The sequence below is a fragment of the Noviherbaspirillum massiliense JC206 genome, from assembly GCF_000312045.1.
Taxonomy (GTDB): Bacteria; Pseudomonadota; Gammaproteobacteria; order Burkholderiales; family Burkholderiaceae_D; genus Noviherbaspirillum; species Noviherbaspirillum massiliense.
The window spans coordinates 1,298,990-1,320,450 of sequence record NZ_HE978634.1 but is presented as its reverse complement, the minus strand read 5'-3'; the positions used below and the strand labels follow the sequence as shown (position 1 = coordinate 1,320,450).

Below are 21,461 nucleotides of genomic sequence, written 5' to 3'. Positions count from 1 at the left end.
TCCTTGCTCCGCAATCCGCGCGCTTACCCTTGTTTTGCCGGATAGCTGACTTCCAGGATAGTCAGCTCTTCCATGCCCGACGGTGTCTTCAGTACCACCGTATCGCCTTCCTGCGCCTTGGTCAGCGCCCTTGCTACCGGCGATACCCAGCTGATCTTTCCATTCAAGGGGTCGAGTTCGTCGATGCCGACAATCGTCACCGTATGCTCCTCGCCAGCCTGGTTTTCGTAGGTGACGGTAGCACCGAAGAAAACGCGGTCGCTGCCATGGTGAACGCTTGGATCGACCACCTCGGCAATATCCAGCCGCTTGGTAAGGAAACGGATGCGGCGGTCAATTTCGCGCAGGCGGCGCTTGCCGTAGATATAGTCGCCATTCTCCGAACGATCGCCATTGGACGCAGCCCAGGAAACGATGCGCACCACCTCAGGCCGCTCGACATCGATCAGGCGCAGCAATTCATCCTTCAGGCGCTGATGTCCTTGTGGGGTAATGTAATTCTTCGATCCGGCAGGAATGGCAGGCAGCGCTGCCTCGAGGTCGTCCCCGTCGTCCGATTCTTTGACAAATGCCTTGCTCATAACAGAGTATTTTAGCGAGGTTCCGGCGCCATGCGAGTCGCCGAAGCAACTCGTGAGCACATTGGCCTTACCATCAGGAATCACGCTGCATTGCGTGAAATGCTTTCGCTCCACTCGAATGCGGCGATCTGCAGCTTGTTGAATTGCTCACCCGAAATATTGAGTTTAGCCAGCAACGGCAGCACCATCGGTCCGGCTTCATTGATGTTTTCGATGTGCTCGGCAAGCTTGAGCATGTCGCCATAGATGCCGCTTCGATGCAACAACGCTTGCCGGACTTCGTCTGCAACGGAAATCTTTTCGAGGATATTTTCCATTGGCAAGCCGAACAGGGCATCCATGAGGGACATTATGCCGACTGTGAACGCGATGTCGGCAACAGCGCGCTGGTCCGGTCTGGCATGCTGCGCCATCAGTTCCAGCAGTCTGCCGCGCGTGGTGGCCAGCACGAGCAACGGCGGGGCGGCGCGGCCGGTTTTCCGCGGGTCGGCGTAAAGCAGCACTTGCAGCCAGCGTTGCAGCTGACGCCGCCCGAGGACAATCAGTGCCTGGCCCAGCGAATCGATGCGCTGCATTACGCCCGCGGCCGGCGTATTGACCATGCGCAGCAGGGTCAGTACCAGCGAGGCATCCTGCTTGATGCTGCGCTCGATCTCGGCAGTATCGGCATCCGCAGCCAGCTGAGAAATCAGCTGCATGATGATGAGCTGCGAGGGTGACAGCTTTTTCCCCGTCAGGACATGCGGCTTGGCGAAGTAATAGCCCTGGAAGTAATCGAATCCGAGCTCAAGGCAGCGCTGGAACTGCTCAATGGTTTCGACTTTTTCGGCGAGCAGTCGCTTGCCTGCCCTTTTGAACCGACTGCTGAGCTGGAACAGCTGGGCCTGCTTCATGTCGGTGATATCGACCTTGATGATCTCGACCAAGGGCAGGAGCTGCTGCACGTCCGGCGACTCCGCGACCACGTCATCCAATGCGAATCGATAGCCTTTGTTCGCAAGTGCGCTGACCCGTTCAATGATCTGGTCGTTCACCTTGACGGTTTCCAGGATCTCCAGCACGACTTTGCCTGTCGGCAGAAACTCCACAAAGTCGCTCAGCAGTACTGTCGCATCCACGTTCACGAAGCCCAGCGAATCGCCGACGACATTTTCCATGCCGAGTTCGGATGCATGGGCGATGACGGACGCAGTCGCCAGCAAGTCGTCGGTAACATTCGCCGGTCCCGCAGCTGCGCTGCGAAACAGCAATTCATACGCGATCAGTTGCTGGTCGCGATCCAGGATTGGTTGCCGTGCCAGGAAAAAATCCCGTGCCTTGTGTGATTGCGTGTAGCGATTAAAAGCCAGGTCAGACATGAAAAAGCTTCATCTTTTTTTGGTTCTTACGATTGGAGACCGCGCGCCGGTAACCTTCAGGACAGCGGTGCGCCCGGGAAGTGCCGGCCACCGGCCGCGCAGGCACTTTGTCCCCACTCCCTTAAAGCGCCCGCCTCAAGTTCCGGGATGCGGGCAACGCATCTCCCGTCTCGAGCGTGAAGCCGGCACCATCGTCGAGTCTCAGGACATCGACCAGATACGGCATCAAGCTGCGCAGCATCGGCTCCAGTGTCCATGGCGGGTTGAGTATGAACATCCCGCTGCTGCGCAGACCGAAGCCATCCGGCAGTGGAGCGCTGATGGACAAGGTGACGTTGAGCCAGCCATTGGAAGGCAGCCGCTTCAGCTTCTCCGGAAGCTGGCGCGACTCCATCCTTTGCAGCACCGGATACCACACTGCATAGGTGCCGGTGGCAAAACGCGTGAGAGCATCGCTCAGGGTGTCGGAGACGCGCCGGTAATCATCCTTGACTTCATACGGCGGGTCAATGAGCACCAGACCGCGACGCGACGGCGGCGGCAGCAATGCCTTCAAGCCCGTGAATCCATCTGCCTTCTGGATCATCACGCGCTTGCCGCGAGCCCCTGTGCGGCGACCCTCGGCGGTTGCCTGCGCTTCAAGCTGGCGGAAATTCGCCTCGAGCAGCTTGCTGTCGCTTGGATGCAATTCGAACAGCCGCATGCGATCCTGCTCTCGCAAAATATTCTCGGCGCAATACGGGGAGCCGGGGTAGTAGCGCATTTTGCCCTTCGGGTTCAGCGACTTGACCAGCTGGACATAATCGGCTGCCGGTTCCGGCAAATCCCTGCGGTCCCACAAGCGCCCGATGCCGGTTTCATATTCCGCATTCTTCGCCGCAAATTTGCTGTCGAGTTCATACACGCCCGCTCCGGCATGGGTATCGATGTACATATACGGAACATCTTTCTGGCCCAGGTAGCGCAATAGCTGAATGAGCACGAGATGCTTCAGGACGTCAGCATGATTGCCCGCGTGGAAGGCGTGGCGATAACTCAACATAGGAAAGTGTGGGAAGCAGAGGGGTCAGTGCATTATTGTACAGTTCATTCCGGAATCAGGGCCTCAAACTGCATGCCCGGCCATGTTCAAGCAAAAAAAAGCCGCCCCCATGCGGCGCGGCTTTTTCCCCTCTGCGTACGAACTTGTCGGACTACGGCCGGATCGCTTATTTGATCAAGCCCGCATCCTTGGCATCCTGCACATAAACCTTCCTGCGTTCGGCAACGAAGTCCGCCATTTTCTCCAGCGGAACGTCAATGACGTCGTAGCCGCCATCAGCCAGCTTCTTGCGCATCTCCGGATCCTGGTTGAGGACGCCCATCATGTCGGAAACCTGCTTCTGGATTTCCTTGGGTGTGGATTTCGGCACCGCAATTCCGCGGTAGGCGCCGTCTACCCAGTCCAACCCGAGTTCCTTGAAGGTCGGAACATCCGGAAAGGCGGGGTGGCGCTTTTCCGATGCAACCGCCAGCAAGCGCATCTTGCCCTTCTGCTGGATGGCGAAAGGCAGGTAAGTCATTGCCGCATCCACATGCTTGCCCAGCATGGAGGAAATGAGGTCGCCGGTGCCCTTGAACGGCACATAGGTCGACTTGATGCCTGCGATCTTGTTCAACCGTTCGTGCGCCATATGGTTGGCGGAAAAACTTCCGGAACCGGCGAAATTGAGCGAGCCCGGCCTTTCCTTCGCGGCCTTGATCAAGTCCTGGAACGTCTTGAACGGGCCGTCCGCCGGAACCACGATCGCATCCGGCGTGAAATGATAGAAATAGACCGGCGTGATGTCCTCGGTCTTGTAGTGGGCCGATCCTTCCAGCGGCTGCAGGACGATGTGGGGAAGGTTGACGCCGGCAATGGTATAGCCGTCCGCCGGCATGGAATTCAGCTGCGACCAGACCAGCGCCCCGCCCGCTCCCGGCTTGTTCAGAACGATCATCGACTGCTTGTACTTGTTCTTGAAGACTTCTGCCTGCAGGCGGGCGACGTAGTCGGATTCGCCTCCCGGAGTGAACGGGATGATGTACTGGATCGGCTTGTCCGGATAGGCATGCGCGCTGCCGAGGGAAAGCAGCGCAGCCACGCCAAGCGTGAGTGAGCGTAAGAAAGCGTGCAACTTCATGTCAGTCTCCTTCGTTATAGGTGTAGTGGACAAAAAAGCTTGCTACGAACTTCCGGAAGGCTTATCCGGCGATTCTCCTGCAGACCTCCCGCGTCACCTCTGCGGTGGTGGCCTTCCCGCCAAGGTCGGGTGTCTGCAGCCCGCTGGCCGTCACCGCCTCGACCGCTTCCATGAGGCGATGCGCCGCCGCGCCCTCGCCAAGGTGTTCCAGCATCATGGCCGCGGTCCAGAATGTGGCGACCGGGTTGGCGATTCCCTTGCCGGTGATGTCGAAGGCCGAACCGTGGATGGGTTCGAACATCGAGGGGAAGCGGCGTTCCGGATTGAGGTTGGCGGTCGGCGCGATGCCGAGGCTGCCGGACAGGGCCGCAGCCAGGTCGGACAGGATGTCGGCATGCAGATTGGTTGCCACCACCACGTCGAGCGTCTGCGGTTTCAATACCATGCGCGTCGTCACCGCATCGACCAGCTCGCGATCGGTCTTCACGTCCGGATAATCCTTCGCGACTTCGTAAAAAATCTCATCCCACATCACCATGCCGTAACGCTGGGCATTGGACTTCGTCACCAGCGTCAAATGCTTGCGGGGGCGCTTGCGCGCCAGTTCGAAGGCGAAGCGGTGGATTCTTTCCACTCCAACCCGGGTGAAGACCGCGGTTTCCGTACCCACTTCGATCGGCAATCCGCGATGCGCACGGCCGCCGTTGCCGGCATATTCGCCTTCCGAATTTTCGCGGATGATGACCCAGTCGATCTTGTCGCCGTTCTGCAGCGGGCTCTTCACGCCTGGCAGCACTCGCGCGGGGCGCACGTTGGCATACTGGTCGAATCCCTGCACGATGGGCAGCCTGAGCCCCCAGAGGGAAACATGGTCGGGAACCTGCTGGCTGCCGACCGCGCCGAAGAAAATCGCGTCGAAGGTCTTGAGTTTTTCCAGCCCGCCCTCGGGAATGTAGTGGCCGTGCCTGAGGTAGTACTCCGAGCTCCACGGAAAATGCTCGACTTCCAGCCTGAAGCCGCCATCCCTGGCAGCCAGCGCTTCCAGCACTTCCAGGCCCGCTGAAATGACTTCCGGCCCGATTCCATCCGCCCCGATGGCGGCAATCCTATGTACACGCATTACCTGTCCTTATGTGAAAACGGTTTTTCAATTTAATATGGCCGGAAATCACACGAATGCGTGAAAATTCATGCTGGCTTGTCGCTGGAGTTAATAATGATCCACACCTCCGAACTGGTGTTCTTTTCCGCGATCGTCAAGGCGGGCAGCCTCTCGGCCGCAGCCCGGGAACTTGGCTTGACGCCGCCGTCGGTCAGCAAGCGCCTGGCGCAAATGGAGCAGCGGCTTGACGTGCAGCTGTTCAACCGGACCACGCGGCGACTGAGTCTGACCAATGAAGGCGAGCTGTATCGTGCCAGCGCGATGCGTTTGCTGGCGGAGCTGGAAGAGATGGAACGGCTTGTCTCCGGCAACCGCTCGGCACCGAAGGGACTGCTGCGGGTGAACGCCCCGCTCGGCTTCGGAAGGACCTACATCACGCCGCTGGTATCGAAGTTCATCAAGAACTACCCGGACGTCGAAGTCCAGCTGCAGCTGACCGACCATCCGCTGAACCTGGTCGACGAAGCCTTTGACCTCGGAATTCGTTTCGGCGCCTTGCCGGATGCAAGGCTGATTGCGCACAAAGTTGCGCCAAACCGCAGGCTGCTGTGCGCCGCCCCCTCCTACCTGAAGAAACACGGCATCCCGAAGGTGCCGCATGACCTGACCCGGCATAACTGCATCGTGCTGAGGCAAAACGATGTCGCATACGGAACATGGCATTTCAGCCGCGGCCGCCATACGGAGAGTGTGAAAGTGCGCGGTGCCTTGAGCAGCAACGACGGCGAGGTGACGCTGAACTGGGCACTGGACGGACATGGCATTACGCTGCGTGCGGAATGGGATACCGCGAAATATCTGCGCAGCGGCAGGCTGGTGCTGGTGCTGGAGGATTATGCAGCGCCTCCCGCGGACATCTATGCGGTGTATCCGGAGCGGCAGCAGATGTCACCCAAGGTTCGGGCCTTCACCGAATTCCTGAGCTCCAGCTTCAATCAGAAAAATGCTGGCGCGAGCCAGAAGTCGAGCGTCTGGTAGCTCGCCGGGCTCGTCCCGCCACATCGCAGCGATGGCGGGAATTCGTGCGATCGGACCAGTTTCCCGAAGAAATAAAAAACCGCACCCGAAGGTGCGGTTTCAAGGCCAGTGGGGATACTGCTGATGCTGATTAGTGGAACTGCTCTTCCTCGGTCGAGCCGGTCAGGGCTTTCACGGAAGACGATCCACCCTGGATGACGGTCGTTACTTCATCGAAGTAGCCGGCGCCGACTTCCTGCTGGTGCGACACGAAGGTGTAACCCTTTTCGCGGGCTGCGAATTCCGGCTCCTGCACCATGTTCACATAGTGCTTCATGCCTTCGCCGCGGGCATAGGCGTGGGCGAACTGGAATGTGTTGTACCAGTTGACGTGGATGCCGGCCAGCGTGATGAACTGGTACTTGTAGCCCATCTCGGACAGCTTGTCCTGGAACTGGGCGATGGTCTTGTCGTCCAGGTTCTTCTTCCAGTTGAACGACGGCGAGCAGTTGTAGGACAGCAGCTTGCCCGGGCACTTCTCGTGCACTGCCTGCGCAAATTCGCGGGCGAAGCCCAGGTCCGGCGTACCGGTTTCGCACCAGACCAGGTCGGCGTACGGAGCGTAGGCAACGCCGCGGCTGATGGCTTGCTCCAGGCCGTTCTTGACGCGGTAGAAACCTTCCTGGGTGCGCTCGCCGGTCAGGAAGGGCTTGTCGTTGGCGTCGTGATCGGAAGTGATCAAGTTCGCAGCTTCAGCGTCGGTACGGGCCAGCACGATGGTCGGCACGCCCATGACGTCGGCCGCAAAGCGAGCGGAAACCAGCTTCTCGATCGCTTCCTGGGTCGGGACCAGTACCTTGCCGCCCATGTGGCCGCACTTCTTCACGGCAGCCAGCTGGTCTTCGAAGTGCACGCCGGCAGCACCAGCGGCGATCATGTTCTTCATCAGCTCGAAGGCGTTCAGTACGCCGCCGAAACCGGCTTCCGCATCAGCCACGATAGGCAGGAAGTAGTCGATGAAACCTTCATCGCCCGGGCCTACGCCGCGCGACCACTGGATTTCGTCGGCACGCTTGAACGTATTGTTGATGCGGCGGACCATGGTCGGCACCGAGTCGTAGGCGTACAGCGACTGGTCGGGATACATGGTTTCGGAGGTGTTGCCGTCGGCAGCGACCTGCCAACCCGACAGGTACACGGCTTCCAGGCCAGCCTTGGCCTGCTGCATGGCCTGACCAGCAGTGATCGCGCCGAAGGCATTCACGTAGCCCTTCTTCGCGCCGCCGTTGATCAGATTCCAGAGCTTTTCGGCGCCGCGCTTGGCCAGCGTGTGCTCGATTTGCAGGGAACCGCGCAGACGGACCACGTCTTCTGCAGTGTAGTTGCGCTTGATGCCTTTCCAGCGCGGGTTCTCGGCCCAGTCTTTGGCCAGTGCTTGAACTTGCTGTTCGCGGGATGTCATGTCGATCTCCTGTAATGACGAGAGTGAAAGAAAAATTCGTATCCGTTGGAAAGATCATATTTGGTCTCCTGCGAGGCAACAAGGTCTTATATAAGACATATAACTAATTTTAAAACGTTAAATTTCAAAGACTTAAAACCTACTTTTCATGATGCGGCACAAAATTCCTGATTACGAAAATGTAGTCAGAGCGCTCCGCGGTGAGGTTTCCGCAATACGAAATCGGAATTCAGGATGATGAAAAGAGCCTACTCAGGCACCTGAATCAGCCGGTTGTGAACGCAGCCAACCAAATCTGCGGGCTAATCGTGCACGGCATTCCCGCCGGGAGCGCAAAGCAAGTGAGCGAAACGGAAGACAGGCCCAGCCAGATCCGGTGAACGCGAGCGGATCAGTTAAGGCAGCTTCCATAAGCCGGAAAGGGGAAGGAAGTAGAGTGCGCCGTGCGCACTGGAATTGCATGGTGCGCACAGCGCGCCCTACTTCCCATGGCAAATCGAAATCCGCTCTAGGAGCCCGTTCGGAGAAATGCTAGGGCCTGAAGGATTGGAGCGGCGCTCCTGATATGGGAGGAAGAAGGCCCGGGATTGGAAAAGGCGGCGGTTTTGCCGGGAGAAGGCTGCGTCAAGCGGATCTTCCCGCCGCGACAGTCTTCCCTTTCGGCCTCTCAGTCGAGTTTTGCGCGGGAGACCAGCACGCCATCCGCATCGGCATAGATCCAGTCCCCCGGGGCCACCGCCACTCCGGCAATTGTCACCTTGAGGTTGCTGTCGCCAATGCCTTTGCGGATGCTGCGCTGCGGATGCGTTGCCAAGGCGCGAATGCCGATATCGCAGGCATTCAGTTCATCCGAATCGCGCACGCATCCATTCACGACGATTCCCGACCAGCCGTTCTTCTCCGCCAGCATGCCGAGATTGCCGCCCACCAGCGCGCAGCGCAGGCTGCCGCCGCCATCCACGACCAGCACGCGGCCGTTGCCCGGCGTCTCCAGTGTCGAACGCACCAGAACATTGTCCTCGAACACCTTCAGCGTGGCTGCCGGACCGGAAAAGCTGGCTCGCTTGCCAAACTTCTGGAACACCGGCGGCAGCACCGCCAGCGTGCCTTCGACAATCTTGTCTTCATTGGCGTCACAAATGTCACAGGTCGCAAACGTCATCCATTCCTCCGATGGGTAAGGGTCGAGAAAGCGAGATTGTAAGCGAGTTGTCCGAAAAACAAGCCGCCTTGGCATCCGGCGGCTTGCCATGGATCCTGGTTTTGTCAGGCGGCCTGGGGTTTGGCAGCGCCTTTTGCCGTGTTGACGCCCACCGTCATGGCGGTAAAGATGGCGAGCGCCTGGAACACGCCTATGCCGACGAATACCAGCGACGGGTGCCTCGCGTCCATCAGCGCACCGAACAGCAGGGGCGCGGTGGCAAGGCCGATGTCCAGCCCGGAATACACCACGCCATACACCCGGCCGGTGGCATTCTTCGGCGCCGCCGCACGGATCAGCAAGTCGCGCGACGGGCCGGCAATGCCGGAGCCGAAACCGACCAAGCCCATCATCACAACCGCCAGCAGCGGCGGAATCATCCCGGTCGCAATCACCAGCGCAAACAGGCCGGCGGCGGTAAATGCCATCGCGATCGTACGCTCATGCCGGGAGGTTTTCGCAGCGAGGAAGCCGCCCCAGATCATGCCTCCGGCGGATGCAAGCATGTAGGCGGTATATCCGACGGTCGCCCAGGCCAACGGCATGCCGTACAGGCTGCGCAGGCTGGTTGACGAGAAGCTCTGGATACCACCCAGCGCCATTGCGGTAATGAAAAAGAAGGCGAAGCACATCCACACTGCAGGCAAGCGCAGGAAACCCAGCTGGCCGCCCTCCGACTCCCCGGCTTTCTTTGACGAGACCACGGCTGCATGCACTTCCTCGGTGCGCAGGATGCCCCGATTCACCACCAGCAAAACCAGGACCGCCAGAGGAATGACGGCCGCGGCAAGCAAGGCCATGCGCCAGTTGGCCAAGCCCGCAATCGTGGTCAGGAATACCGGAGCCGCCGCCCATCCGAGGTTGCCGGAAATGCCGTGCACCGAAAATGCATGGCCGAGGCGCGGCGCCGACACGCGCTTGTTGAGCAGGGTGTAATCGGCCGGATGAAACACGCTGTTGCCGAGACCTGCGAGCATCGATCCTGCCAGCAGCATGGGATACGTCTGCGCCTGGGACAGCACCAATGCCGACAGGCCGAGGAAGGAGATGCCGGCAAACAGCACGGCGCGTGCACCGACGCGGTCGACCACGAAGCCGGCCAGTGCCTGGCCGACGCCCGAGATCACGAAAAACACTGTCATCAGCAAGCCCAGTTCCGCGTATGACAGGCTGAACTCCGCCCTCAGCCAGGGGAACAGGGGCGCGAGAATGAGGTGGAAGAAATGGGAAACGGCATGAGCGACTCCTACCAGGCCGATCACCTGGGCATCCTGCCGGAAAACCGGGGCTGAAGCAGTTGTCATCGGGGCACCCCTTTGTGAAAGGCAATGCCAAAAGTGTAAGCAAAGACTGCGCGTCTGTTTTAAGATAAAAAGACAACTTTTATCGCGTTCCCGCCAAGGCCATTCATGCCAGTCCAGCCTGTACTCCATACCAGGACCAACCTGCCCGACACCGCTCCCAGCGCAGCGCGCCCGGTTCGGCTGGTGGCGCGGGATCTGAATGCATCCGAGCTGCTCGCCGCACATAGTCACGACTGGAGCCAGGTCACCTATGCACTAGACGGCGTGGTGCGGGTCACCGTCGGAAACAGTACCTGGATCGTCCCGCCGCTTCGGGCAATCTGGATTCCTGCGCAGGCGGTGCATGAGGTTGCGACGCTGGAAAAGACCCGGCTGCGCGTGCTGTACCTGCATGCGAGCGCTGCACCGTTTCCGCATGCCGAGTGCCAGGTCCTGGATGTCTCGCCCTTGCTGCGCGAGCTGATTGTCGCGCTGTCGCTGGCAGATGCCGGAGATGCGCGCGAGAGCATGCTTTCCGCGCTGATCCTCGACGAGCTCGGCCGACTGGCCACGCTGCCGATCCGCATCGCCCTGCCCGCCGACAAGCGCCTCAAGAGCCTGTGCGAAGCCCTGCTCAGGGACCCCGCGCAATCGCTAACCCTGGCTGAATGGGCGCAGCAGGTGGGCGCAACCGAACGCACGCTCGCACGCCTCTTCGAGCAGGAATTGAACATGAGCTTCGGCCAGTGGCGGCAACAGGCTCGGCTGGCGCACGCCGCGCCGCTGATCGCGCGCGGCGTGCCGCTTTCGCAAGTGGCATCCAAGCTCGGCTATGCCAGCCAGTCTGCTTTTTCCGCGATGTTCAAGCGTACCTTCGGACAGTCTCCGTCCGCATTCTTCGCCCGGAAAGACAAGCGCTGAAGCACGACCTACCGACAGCATCATTCCGCGCCGCAGCGGCCCGTACGATCAAAATGTGCAAAAAAAAACGGCGCGGGCATTACCCCGCGCCGCCAATCAGTCGTTCCGGAATCAGGCTGCTTTCTCGAACTTCAGCCCGCCATTGAAGGCATTTACCACCACCGTATCCTTAGGACCGAAGCGGCCTTCAAGGATGGCCTTCGACAGCGGATTCTCGATTTCCTGCTGGATTGCGCGCTTCAGCGGACGCGCTCCATAGACCGGATCGAAGCCTGCTTCCGCGATCTTTTGCAACGCGCCATCCGTGACGTCGAGCTTGATGTCCATCTTCGCCAGCCGTTTCTCCAGTATCTGCAACTGGATCCGGGCAATCGCGCCAATGTTCTTTTCATCCAGCGCATGGAACACCACGATTTCGTCGATCCGGTTGATGAACTCCGGACGGAAATGGTTCTTCACTTCGGCCATCACCGCCAGCTTCACGACCGCCGGATCGCTGTCCTCCATCGCCTGGATCTTTTGCGAACCGAGGTTGGAGGTCATGACGATCACCGTGTTCTTGAAGTCCACGGTCCGGCCCTGTCCATCGGTCATGCGGCCATCGTCCAGCACCTGCAGCAGGACGTTGAATACGTCCGGATGCGCCTTCTCGATCTCGTCGAGCAGGATCACGCTGTAGGGCTTGCGGCGCACTGCCTCGGTCAGGTAGCCGCCTTCTTCATAGCCGACATAACCGGGCGGCGCGCCGATCAACCGAGCGACCGAGTGCTTTTCCATGAATTCGCTCATATCGATGCGGATCAGCGACTCCTCGGTATCGAACAGGAAGCTGGCCAGCGCCTTGCACAGCTCGGTCTTGCCCACGCCCGTCGGGCCGAGGAACATGAAGGAGCCGTAGGGACGATTCGGATCAGCGAGGCCGGCGCGCGAACGGCGGATCGCATCCGATACCGCGACGATGGCCTCATCCTGCCCGACGACGCGCTGGTGCAATACCTCTTCCATGCGCAGCAGCTTGTCGCGTTCGCCCTGCATCATCTTCGATACGGGAATGCCGGTTGCGCGCGAAACGACTTCGGCGATCTCTTCGGCGCCGACCTGGGTGCGCACCAGTTGAGGCCGGTCTGCCTCGATCTGCTTTTCATCCTTGTCGGCCTGCTTGAGCTGCGCTTCGAGCGAAGGCAGCTTGCCATACTGCAGCTCCGACATCTTCTGCCAGTCGCCCTTGCGCCGCGCTTCTTCCATCTGCTGGCGCACCTTTTCGATTTCTTCCTTGATGTACTGCGTGCCCTGCACCGAAGCCTTTTCCGACTTCCACACTTCTTCCAGATCGGCGTATTCGCGTTCCAGGCGTGCGATTTCGTCCTCGATCAGGCCGAGGCGCTTCTGCGATGCCTCGTCGGTTTCCTTCCTCACCGCTTCCCGCTCGATCTTCAACTGAATCAAGCGGCGATCAAGCCGGTCCATGACCTCGGGCTTGGAATCGATCTCGATCTTGATCTTCGCGGCCGCTTCGTCGATCAGGTCAATCGCCTTGTCCGGCAGAAAGCGGTCTGTGATGTAGCGATGCGATAGTTCAGCCGCCGCGACGATGGCCGGGTCGGTGATTTCAACGCCGTGGTGGACTTCATATTTCTCCTGCAGGCCGCGCAGGATCGCGATGGTCGCTTCCACGCTCGGCTCGTCCACCAGGATCTTCTGGAAGCGCCGCTCCAGGGCCGCATCCTTTTCGATGTACTTGCGGTATTCGTCCAGCGTGGTGGCGCCGATGCAATGCAGCTCGCCGCGCGCCAGCGCCGGCTTCAGCATGTTGCCGGCGTCAATCGCGCCTTCTGCCTTGCCGGCGCCCACCATGGTATGAAGTTCGTCGATGAAGACGATGGTCTGGCCCTCATCCTGTGCGATTTCCTTCAGTACCGCCTTCAACCTTTCCTCGAATTCGCCGCGGTATTTCGCGCCTGCAAGCAATGCTGCCATGTCGAGCGACAGGACGCGCTTGGATTTCAGGCTGTCCGGCACTTCGCCGTTGACGATGCGCTGAGCGAGGCCTTCGACGATGGCGGTCTTGCCCACGCCGGGTTCGCCGATCAGAACCGGGTTGTTCTTGCTGCGCCGCTGCAAGACCTGGATCGCGCGGCGGATTTCATCATCGCGCCCGATCACAGGATCGAGCTTGCCGTTGCGCGCACGTTCGGTCAGGTCCAGCGTGTATTTCTTCAGCGCTTCGCGCTGGCCCTCGGCTTCCTGCGAATTGACGTTCGCGCCGCCACGCACTGCGTTGACCGCCGCTTCCAGGGCCTTGCGCGAGAGGCCGTTTTCGCGAGCGAGCTTGCCGGCATCGGACTTGTCTTCCGTCAGTGCGAGCAGCACCATCTCGCTCGCGATGAACTGGTCGCCACGCTTCTGCGCTTCCTTATCCGCGAGGTTCAGCAATGCCATGGAATCACGGCTGATTTGCACTTCGCCGCCAGTGCCGGACACCTTGGGCAGGCGCTCCAGCGCCTGCTTCAGGCCGGCCGACAGGCCGCCTACGTTCACGTCCGCGCGCTGCAGCAGCGAGCGCGCCCCGCCTTCTTCCTGATTGATCAGGGCGCTGAGTATGTGTACCGGTTCAATGTACTGGTTGTCATTGCCCACTGCCAGACTCTGAGCGTCGGCAAGGGCTTCCTGCAATTTTGTTGTTAGCTTGTCTAAGCGCATGACTGCTCTCCGAGAATGTTCATTGCCATCAACATAAGGCCGAGCAGGCGCATTTCAAGAAAGGATTTTCAGACTGGCCAAGCCAGAAGGCGGGATGCGGGAAGTCGACTCGATGGGCTTGCCGGCACGCACTTCAGGTCAAAGACATCCGGAAATGATTGCGGACGCTCAGCGGCGTCACGAATGGATCGGACACAAGCAGAAGACTGGCAACGAGAAACGAAAGTTTCGCAGTTTGGCTCAGGCGCTTCCTGCAAGGGCGCGGTAAGTCGCAAAGCCGCCGATGCAGCAGGCAATCGAGCCGAACAGGTGGACGGAGGAATGTCCGAGCGCCCAGAGATAGTCCCCGCGCTGCAGGAGCAGCATCGCTTCGGCGGAAAAGGTGGAAAAGGTGGTCAGCCCGCCGAGAAAACCGGTCACGGCGAACAGGCGCCACTCGGAAGGCACGGCAGGATTGCCGGCGAAAAATCCCACTGCGATCCCGACCAGGTAGCCGCCGATCAGATTCGCCGCCAGTGTGCCGATTGGAAGCTGGCCATGCAGGTTGTTGAGCCATAAGCCCAGCCCCCAGCGCAACCAGGCTCCGCAAGCCGCACCGATACCGACCGCAAGCCAGCTCAAGCCGCGTCTCCGGCATTACCCGATGCATTACTCGAATTCTCGCCCCATCGTGCCAGCGCCTTGTCATCCGCCACCCGGGCATCGACCCAGCGCGCGCCCTGCGCCGTCTGTTCCTTTTTCCAGAATGGGGCCTGCGTCTTGAGAAAATCCATGATGAATTCGCAGGCGGCAAAGGCGTCTCCGCGGTGGGCGGAGGCGACGGCAACCAGTACGATCTGGTCCAGCGGTTTCAATGGTCCGACGCGATGGATCACCAGGGCGTCGATTACGCGCCAGCGCTGGCGCGCCTGCTCCACGATGGCCTCCAGCGCCTTTTCCGTCATGCCGGGATAGTGCTCGAGTTCCATCCCCGTCACGCCGGCGCCGTCATTGACATCGCGGACGGTGCCAATGAAGCTGGCGACCGCGCCGATGGCCGGGTTGCCGGCGCGCAGCCGGGCAACCTCGGTGCTCAGGTCGAAGTCTTCAGTCTGTACGCGGATGGGCATGTTCGGGCTCCGGAAAGAATGCGCAGCGGTCTCAGCCGCCCGTCACGGGCGGGAAGAAGGCCACTTCCCCGCCTTCTGCGATGCGGGTGTCCGGGCCGGCCATTTGCTGGTTGTATGCCATGCGCAATGCCCGCCCTTCCGCCAGCGCGTCAGCCCAGGTGCCGCCGCGCTCGCGCAGGAAGGCGCGCAGCTCTCCTACGGTCCGTACGGCCGGGGGCAGCACGACCGCTTCCTGGGCGGTGCCGACTGCCTCGCGCACGCTGGCGAAAAAGCGGAGTTGGATATTCATTGCTGTTCTACTCTCCCGGTCGATGCTCGAGCCCGCGGCGGCCGTACTGTCAATACATCAGTACATTGAATGGGATGAAACGTACCAGATCGCCCTTCGCGATTGTCCGCCCCGGCGGATTATCGATCAAGCCATCGCCCCATACAGTCGAAGTCAGCACGGCCGAGCTCTGGTTCGGGAACAGATCGAGCCCGCCATCGGCATTCATCCTCGCGCGCAGGAATTCATTGCGCTTGTCCGGCTTGGGCCAGTCGAAATCGGCACGCACGCTGAAGGCGTTGGGCGCGACTTCCTCCACCCCCTGCAACCGCAGGATGAAGGGCCGCACGAACAGCAGGAAGGTGACGAAGCTGGATACCGGATTGCCCGGCAGGCCGAGGAAAAAGGCTGTTGCCGGAGTCGCAGCCCGGCGCACCTCGCCGAAAGCCAGCGGCTTGCCCGGCTTGACCGCGATCTGCCACATGTTCAGATGCCCTTCGGCCTCGACTGCCGGCCGGATATGGTCTTCCTCGCCGACCGAGACGCCGCCGGACGTGATGATCAAGTCATGGTCTTCCGCCGCCTTGCGCAGGGTTTCACGGGTAGCCTCCAGCGTGTCCGGGACGATGCCGAAGTCGGTGATCGTGCAGCCCAGATTTTCGAGCAGGCCGCACAGGGTGAACCGGTTGGAATTGTAGATGGCGCCGGGCTTGAGCGGCTCGCCCGGCATCGCTAGTTCATCGCCCGTGAAGAATACGGCCACGCGCGTGCGGCGCAATACCGGCAGGCTGGCCAGCCCGACCGAGGCCGCCAGGCCGAGTTCCTGTGCGCGCAAACGCGTCCCGGCCGGAAGGATGATGCTGCCGGCTGCAATGTCTTCACCGGTGCGGCGTATCCATTCGCCCGCTTGCGGCTTGTGATTGATGGTGACGGATTCGCCGTCAGTCACGCACATTTCCTGCATCACCACCGCATCCGCCCCTTCCGGGATCATGGCGCCGGTAAAGATGCGCGCAGCAGTGCCGGCTGCGAGCGGCTGGCCGACCTGGCCGGCAGGAATGCGTTGGACGACTGTCAGCCTTGCCTGGCCGCTGGCGCAATCCGCCGCCCGCACCGCATACCCATCCATCTGAGTATTGTCCATCGGCGGGACGTTGAGCTGGGAAGTCTGGGCGGCAGCCAGAATCCGGCCATTGGCGGCAAGCGTCGGAATGCTTTCGGTTTCCGTGATCGGCCGCACTGCGGACAGGAGAAAATCGAGGGCTTCCGCCGTGCTCAGCATGGGTCTCTTCTCGCTCACGCTCGCCTCCCTGGAATTAGAGTCCGGTGTGCCTGGCGATGAATGCCTTCACCTGCTGCACGTCCGGTGCCATGACTTCGAAGCGCTGCGGCAATGCCTCGATATTCTCGAAACCCGCAGGGCGTTCCGCATCGCGCCCGAGCGCTTCACGGATGGTTTCATTGAATTTCGCCGGCAAGGCGGTTTCCAGCACGATCATCGGCACACCGGGCGTCATGTATTCGCGCGCGACTTTGACGCCATCCGCGGTATGGGTATCGATGGTTACGCCGTACCGGGCATGCGCATCGCGAATGGTATTGATGCGATCCTGGTGCGTGGACTTGCCGGAGACGAAACCGTATTGCGCGACCTTGCGGAATTCGTCGCCATCGCTGCCCGGCTTGCCGGACAGGTCGAAGCCGCCATCGGTTTCCACTTTCCTGAACAATGCCCGCACCCGGTCAGTATCGCGGTCCAGCAAATCATGAACGAAGCGCTCGAAGTTGGAGGCCTTGCTGATGTCCATGCTGGGGCTGGTGGTGTGATAGGTCTCGGACGACTTGCGCACCCGGTACACGCCGGTACGAAAGAATTCATCCAGCACATCGTTCTCGTTAGTGGCGACGACCAGTTTGTCGATCGGCAAACCCATCATGCGGGCGATATGACCGGCGCAGATATTGCCGAAATTCCCGGATGGGACGGTGAACGACACTTTCTGGTCGTTGGCCGTGGTCGCGCTCAGGTAGCCGCGGAAGTAGTACACCACTTGCGCCACGACGCGCGCCCAGTTGATCGAATTCACCGTGCCGATCTTGTAGCGGGCCTTGAACTCCAGGTCGTTCGACACCGCCTTGACCATGTCCTGGCAATCGTCGAACACGCCCTGGATCGCGATATTGAAAATGTTCGGATCCTGCAGGCTGAACATTTGCGCGGTCTGGAACGCGCTCATCTTCCTGTGCGGCGACAGCATGAAGACGCGGATGCCCTTCTTGCCGCGCATCGCATATTCGGCGGCGCTGCCGGTGTCGCCGGAAGTCGCGCCGAAGATATTCAGCTCCGAATGTTCCTTCGCGAGTTCATACTCGAACAGGTTGCCGAGCAATTGCATCGCCATGTCCTTGAAGGCCAGCGTCGGGCCGTTCGAGAGCGCCTGCAATACCAGTTTCCTGCCATCCTTGTTTTCCAGCACCCGCAGCGGCGTGATCTGCGCTGCATCCTCGCCGGCCCGCGCATTGCGATAGACCTCGGCGGTATAGGTCTTGTGCGTCAGCTGCTTCAGGTCGACAGAGGGGATGTCGGTGGCGAATTTCTTCAGGATTTCCAGCGCCAGGTCGGCGTAGGACAGCTTGCGCCAGGCGTCGAGTTCAGCGCCGCTGACGCGCGGATATTCGGCCGGCAGGTAGAGCCCGCCGTCGGGAGCGAGGCCGCCAAGCAGGATATGGGAAAACGACTGTGGCGCGGACTGGCCGCGTGTAGACAGGTATTGCATGGAATTGGATGAATTACAAGGAGTTGGCTGCCATTATAAAGCAGCAGCCATGCGGCGATGGCTTTCGGGTGAAATACTCATTACCGCTCGCACCCGCTCATGCCGAAGCCAGGATCGTGGCGCATCCGGCCCCAACGCCCGGATGCGTGCAAGAATGGAATCAGTTCAGGTGTTCCAGGCGGATCTTCGTGACTTGCCCGGCCACGGTCGACAGGGCTTCGATTTTCCCGATTGCCGCGATGACATTCTTTTCCTGAGTCTGGTGGGTCAGGATGATGATGTCGGTCTGCTGTTCGCCTTCGCTCGGCTCCTTCTGCAGCATTGCATCGATGGAGATCGTGGAATCCGCGAGGATGCGTGTCACATCCGCCAGTACGCCGGGCTGGTCTGCCACCCGCATGCGCAGGTAGTAGCTGGTCGTGACCTCCGACATTGGCAGGATCGGGATATCGGTCATGGCATCCGGCTGAAAAGCCAGATGCGGCACCCGATGCTCCGGATCGGCGGTCGCCAGGCGGGTAATGTCGACCAGATCCGCGATCACCGCCGATGCGGTCGGCTCGGAGCCGGCACCCTTGCCGTAATAGAGCGTGGGGCCCACTGCATCCCCCTGCACCACCACCGCATTCATCGCGCCTTCAACATTCGCAATTAGGCGCTTGGCGGGAATGAGCGTCGGATGCACGCGCAATTCGATGCCCTTGGGTGTGCGCTTGGAAATGCCGAGCAGCTTGATGCGGTAGCCGAGTTGCTCGGCATAGCGGATGTCGGAAGCCTGCAGCTTGGTGATGCCTTCCACATAGGCCTTGTCGAACTGCACCGGAATGCCGAAAGCGATAGCCGACATGATGGTCGCCTTGTGCGCGGCATCGATGCCTTCAATGTCGAAGGTCGGATCGGCTTCGGCATAGCCGAGACGCTGGGCTTCCTTCAGTACCACGTCGAAATCCAGGCCCTTGTCGCGCATCTCGGACAGTATGAAATTGGTGGTGCCGTTGATGATGCCGGCAATCCATTCGATCCGGTTCGCCGTCAGACCTTCGCGCAAGGCCTTGATGATCGGCACGCCGCCGGCGACCGACGCTTCGAATGCGACCATCACGCCCTTCGCCTGGGCCGCCTGGAAAATCTCGGTGCCGTGGGTGGCCAGCAGCGCCTTGTTGGCGGTGACCACATGCTTGCCGTTCGCAATCGCTTTCATCACCAGGTCTTTCGCGATCCCGTAGCCACCGATCAGTTCAATGACGATATCGATGTCCGGATGGCTCACCACCAGGTTGGCGTCGGCAACGACTTCGCACTCGCCCTTGGTCAATTCCCGCGCACGCTCGGTATTCAGGTCGGCAACCATTGCGATCTGGATGGCGCGACCCGCGCGCCGCATGATTTCTTCCTGATTGCGCTTCAGAACGTTGAAGGTGCCGGAGCCGACGGTGCCGATGCCTAACAGGCCTACTTTGATGGGTTTCATAAATTAAGAAAGATAAATACTGCGGGATGTCACTCTGCGCCGGCCATTCCGGCAAGCGTACGCCAGCTAGGCTGCTTTTGCGTGGCGGCGACGGTAGCTGTCGAGGAAGCGCGCGATGCGTCCGATCGCTTCCGTCAAATCGTCCGAATTCGGAAGGAACACCACCCGGAAATGGTCCGGCTCCAGCCAGTTGAAACCAGTCCCCTGCACGATCAGCACCTTTTCCTCCGCCAGCAGTTCATAGGCGAATTCCTGATCGTCCCGGATCGGATACATCCTCGGGTCAAGGCGCGGAAACATGTACAGGGCGGCCTTCGGCTTCACGCAGGTCACACCCGGGATATCGGTCAACAGCTTGTGCGCAAGGTCGCGCTGCTTCAGCAGTCGCCCGCCCGGTCCGACCAGGTCGTCGATGCTCTGGTAGCCGCCAAGTGCGGTCTGGATCGCGTACTGGCCCGGCACATTGGCGCAAAGGCGCATCGAAGCCAGCATGTTCAAGCCTTCGATGTAATCCTTGGCATGCTTTTTCTCGCCCGACACCACCATCCAGCCGGCCCGGTAGCCGCACGACCGGTAGTTCTTCGACAGGCCATTCAGCGTCAGGAACAGCACGTCGTCCGCCAGTGAAGCGATCGAGGTATGGGTATTCCCGTCATACAGGGTCTTGTCGTAGATCTCGTCGGCGAACACGATCAGCTGGTGCTGGCGCGCCACTTCGACGATCTGTTCCAGCAACTCCACCGGATACAGCGCGCCGGTCGGATTGTTCGGATTGATGACGACGATCGCCTTGGTGTTCGGCGTGATCTTCTTCTTGATATCTTCGATGTCCGGCAGCCAGTCGGACGCCTCATCGCAAATGTAATGCACGGGCTTGCCGCCGGACAGGCTGACGGCCGCGGTCCACAACGGATAATCGGGCGCCGGCACCAGCACTTCGTCGCCGGTATTGAGCAGCGCATTCATGCCCATCACGATAAGCTCGGACGCGCCATTGCCGATATAGATATCGTCGATCTTGACACCGGAGATGCGCTTTTCCTGGGTGTAATGCATGATCGCCTTGCGCGGCGCGAACAGGCCCTTGGAATCGGTGTAGCCGGATGCATTCTGCATGTTGAGGATCATGTCCTGCACGATCTCGTCCGGCGCATCGAAACCGAACACGGCGAGGTTCCCGATGTTCAGCTTGATGATCTTGTGGCCGTCCTCTTCCATCTGCTTGGCCTTTTCCAAGACCGGGCCACGGATGTCATAGCACACGTCTGCCAGCTTTTTCGATTTCTGTATCGGTCGCACGAACAGTCCTTTAAAGAATGCAATGCGGCGCTATGCTGCACCGCCAAAAGTTTCATTTTGCCGAAAGCAACTCGTTTAATCAATCCAATAGAGCGGATTTCCCTAGGATTCTCCGGCTGCGCGGCTCGGTTTCAAGGTGCGGCGCGAGTGCCGGGTGCGCCGCAAACTCGTCGCCACAGGCTTGCCGCGGCAGCGGATCTGGCGGTAGTACGCCCTGCGCTCATCCGCCCCTGCCCTCGCACAGCCCGCGTATCCGAGAGGAATCCATTCCAGGAGTTGGATTTCTCCGCGAAACGGCTACAATGCTGCTTCTTTCCTTCCTGATCGCGGAAATTCAAGTCATCTTCGCGCCCGCAGCCATGAAGCTCCATTCCACTCCCACCCAGCATTATCAAACCGTTACCGCCTATGATAAGGACGGCGTCGAGATCAATGCAGTGAAGTATGACTACAGCCTGATCGTCATGCCCGAAATGCCGCCCGTACCCTGGCCCGTGACTTCATTCGACACGCTGTCAGCCGACAATTTCGCGCAAATCGATGGAGCAAAACCGGATGTTGTCATCCTTGGGACCGGCGATCGACAGCGCTTCGTGCACCCGAAACTGGTCGCTTCCCTGTCGGCTCGGCATGTGGGGGTCGAATGCATGGACAACCAGGCGGCTTGCCGTACCTACAATATTCTCATGGGAGAAGACCGCAAGGTGGCGCTGGCTCTCATATTTCAGAAGAACAATTAAATTTCTTATT

Annotated in this window: 19 protein-coding genes; 3 read left to right on the top strand and 16 right to left on the bottom strand. The window is 60.2% G+C overall.

Annotated features, from left to right (window positions below):
* Positions 1-23: 23 nt before the first annotated feature.
* The 5 genes from greB to HGHM_RS06595 form a co-directional block, all read right to left on the bottom strand.
* On the bottom strand, positions 24-581 hold the full coding sequence (gene greB / locus HGHM_RS06615) for a transcription elongation factor GreB (RefSeq protein ID WP_019140731.1): 558 nt from the start codon (positions 579-581) through the stop codon (positions 24-26).
* Between the two features lie 80 nt (positions 582-661).
* Complete coding sequence (locus HGHM_RS06610; RefSeq protein WP_019140730.1) at positions 662-1,939, bottom strand: EAL and HDOD domain-containing protein; 1,278 nt, start codon at positions 1,937-1,939, stop codon at positions 662-664.
* A 121-nt stretch (positions 1,940-2,060) separates the two neighbouring features.
* Positions 2,061-2,981: a 23S rRNA (adenine(2030)-N(6))-methyltransferase RlmJ gene (locus HGHM_RS06605; RefSeq protein WP_019140729.1), complete on the bottom strand. Its 921-nt coding sequence runs from the start codon at positions 2,979-2,981 to the stop codon at positions 2,061-2,063.
* A 166-nt stretch (positions 2,982-3,147) separates the two neighbouring features.
* Complete coding sequence (locus HGHM_RS06600) at positions 3,148-4,101, bottom strand: tripartite tricarboxylate transporter substrate binding protein (RefSeq protein WP_019140728.1); 954 nt, start codon at positions 4,099-4,101, stop codon at positions 3,148-3,150.
* Between the two features lie 61 nt (positions 4,102-4,162).
* On the bottom strand, positions 4,163-5,221 hold the full coding sequence (locus tag HGHM_RS06595) for a tartrate dehydrogenase (protein WP_019140727.1): 1,059 nt from the start codon (positions 5,219-5,221) through the stop codon (positions 4,163-4,165).
* Between the two features lie 96 nt (positions 5,222-5,317).
* Between HGHM_RS06595 and HGHM_RS06590 the strand changes: the two genes are divergently transcribed.
* A complete protein-coding gene (locus HGHM_RS06590) occupies positions 5,318-6,241 on the top strand; it encodes a LysR family transcriptional regulator (RefSeq protein WP_019140726.1) in 924 nt (307 codons plus the stop codon).
* 130 nt (positions 6,242-6,371) lie between these two features.
* Here HGHM_RS06590 and aceA read toward each other — a convergent pair whose 3' ends face one another.
* From aceA to HGHM_RS06575, 3 genes are all read right to left on the bottom strand, one after another.
* Positions 6,372-7,682, bottom strand: coding sequence for an isocitrate lyase (gene aceA, locus HGHM_RS06585; RefSeq protein ID WP_019140725.1), 1,311 nt, complete (start codon positions 7,680-7,682; stop codon positions 6,372-6,374).
* A 667-nt stretch (positions 7,683-8,349) separates the two neighbouring features.
* Positions 8,350-8,844, bottom strand: coding sequence for a ribonuclease E activity regulator RraA (rraA, locus tag HGHM_RS06580; RefSeq protein ID WP_019140724.1), 495 nt, complete (start codon positions 8,842-8,844; stop codon positions 8,350-8,352).
* A gap of 104 nt (positions 8,845-8,948) precedes the next feature.
* Positions 8,949-10,187, bottom strand: a complete 1,239-nt coding sequence (locus tag HGHM_RS06575) for an MFS transporter (protein ID WP_019140723.1) — start codon at positions 10,185-10,187, stop codon at positions 8,949-8,951.
* A gap of 105 nt (positions 10,188-10,292) precedes the next feature.
* Between HGHM_RS06575 and HGHM_RS06570 the strand changes: the two genes are divergently transcribed.
* A complete protein-coding gene (locus HGHM_RS06570) occupies positions 10,293-11,087 on the top strand; it encodes an AraC family transcriptional regulator (RefSeq protein ID WP_019140722.1) in 795 nt (264 codons plus the stop codon).
* A gap of 111 nt (positions 11,088-11,198) precedes the next feature.
* Here HGHM_RS06570 and clpB read toward each other — a convergent pair whose 3' ends face one another.
* The 8 genes from clpB to HGHM_RS06530 form a co-directional block, all read right to left on the bottom strand.
* Complete coding sequence (clpB, locus tag HGHM_RS06565) at positions 11,199-13,787, bottom strand: ATP-dependent chaperone ClpB (RefSeq protein ID WP_026075766.1); 2,589 nt, start codon at positions 13,785-13,787, stop codon at positions 11,199-11,201.
* A gap of 240 nt (positions 13,788-14,027) precedes the next feature.
* Entirely contained in the window at positions 14,028-14,408 is a 381-nt protein-coding gene (crcB, locus tag HGHM_RS06560) for a fluoride efflux transporter CrcB (protein WP_019140720.1), read from the bottom strand.
* Positions 14,405-14,896, bottom strand: coding sequence for a molybdopterin synthase catalytic subunit MoaE (moaE, locus tag HGHM_RS06555; RefSeq protein ID WP_019140719.1), 492 nt, complete (start codon positions 14,894-14,896; stop codon positions 14,405-14,407). Before moaE ends, crcB begins: the two co-directional genes overlap by 4 nt.
* A 31-nt stretch (positions 14,897-14,927) precedes the next feature.
* Positions 14,928-15,185: a molybdopterin converting factor subunit 1 gene (gene moaD, locus HGHM_RS06550; RefSeq protein WP_019140718.1), complete on the bottom strand. Its 258-nt coding sequence runs from the start codon at positions 15,183-15,185 to the stop codon at positions 14,928-14,930.
* A 49-nt stretch (positions 15,186-15,234) separates the two neighbouring features.
* The gene (locus tag HGHM_RS06545; protein WP_019140717.1) at positions 15,235-16,446 is read right to left on the bottom strand and encodes a molybdopterin molybdotransferase MoeA; all 1,212 of its coding nucleotides are present in this window, start codon (positions 16,444-16,446) and stop codon (positions 15,235-15,237) included.
* 34 nt (positions 16,447-16,480) lie between these two features.
* On the bottom strand, positions 16,481-17,941 hold the full coding sequence (thrC, locus tag HGHM_RS06540) for a threonine synthase (RefSeq protein WP_019140716.1): 1,461 nt from the start codon (positions 17,939-17,941) through the stop codon (positions 16,481-16,483).
* 160 nt (positions 17,942-18,101) lie between these two features.
* Positions 18,102-19,412: a homoserine dehydrogenase gene (locus HGHM_RS06535; protein ID WP_019140715.1), complete on the bottom strand. Its 1,311-nt coding sequence runs from the start codon at positions 19,410-19,412 to the stop codon at positions 18,102-18,104.
* A 66-nt stretch (positions 19,413-19,478) separates the two neighbouring features.
* On the bottom strand, positions 19,479-20,711 hold the full coding sequence (locus HGHM_RS06530) for a pyridoxal phosphate-dependent aminotransferase (protein ID WP_019140714.1): 1,233 nt from the start codon (positions 20,709-20,711) through the stop codon (positions 19,479-19,481).
* A 359-nt stretch (positions 20,712-21,070) separates the two neighbouring features.
* Between HGHM_RS06530 and HGHM_RS06525 the strand changes: the two genes are divergently transcribed.
* Positions 21,071-21,451, top strand: a complete 381-nt coding sequence (locus HGHM_RS06525) for an Mth938-like domain-containing protein (RefSeq protein WP_026075764.1) — start codon at positions 21,071-21,073, stop codon at positions 21,449-21,451.
* Positions 21,452-21,461: the final 10 nt, after the last annotated feature.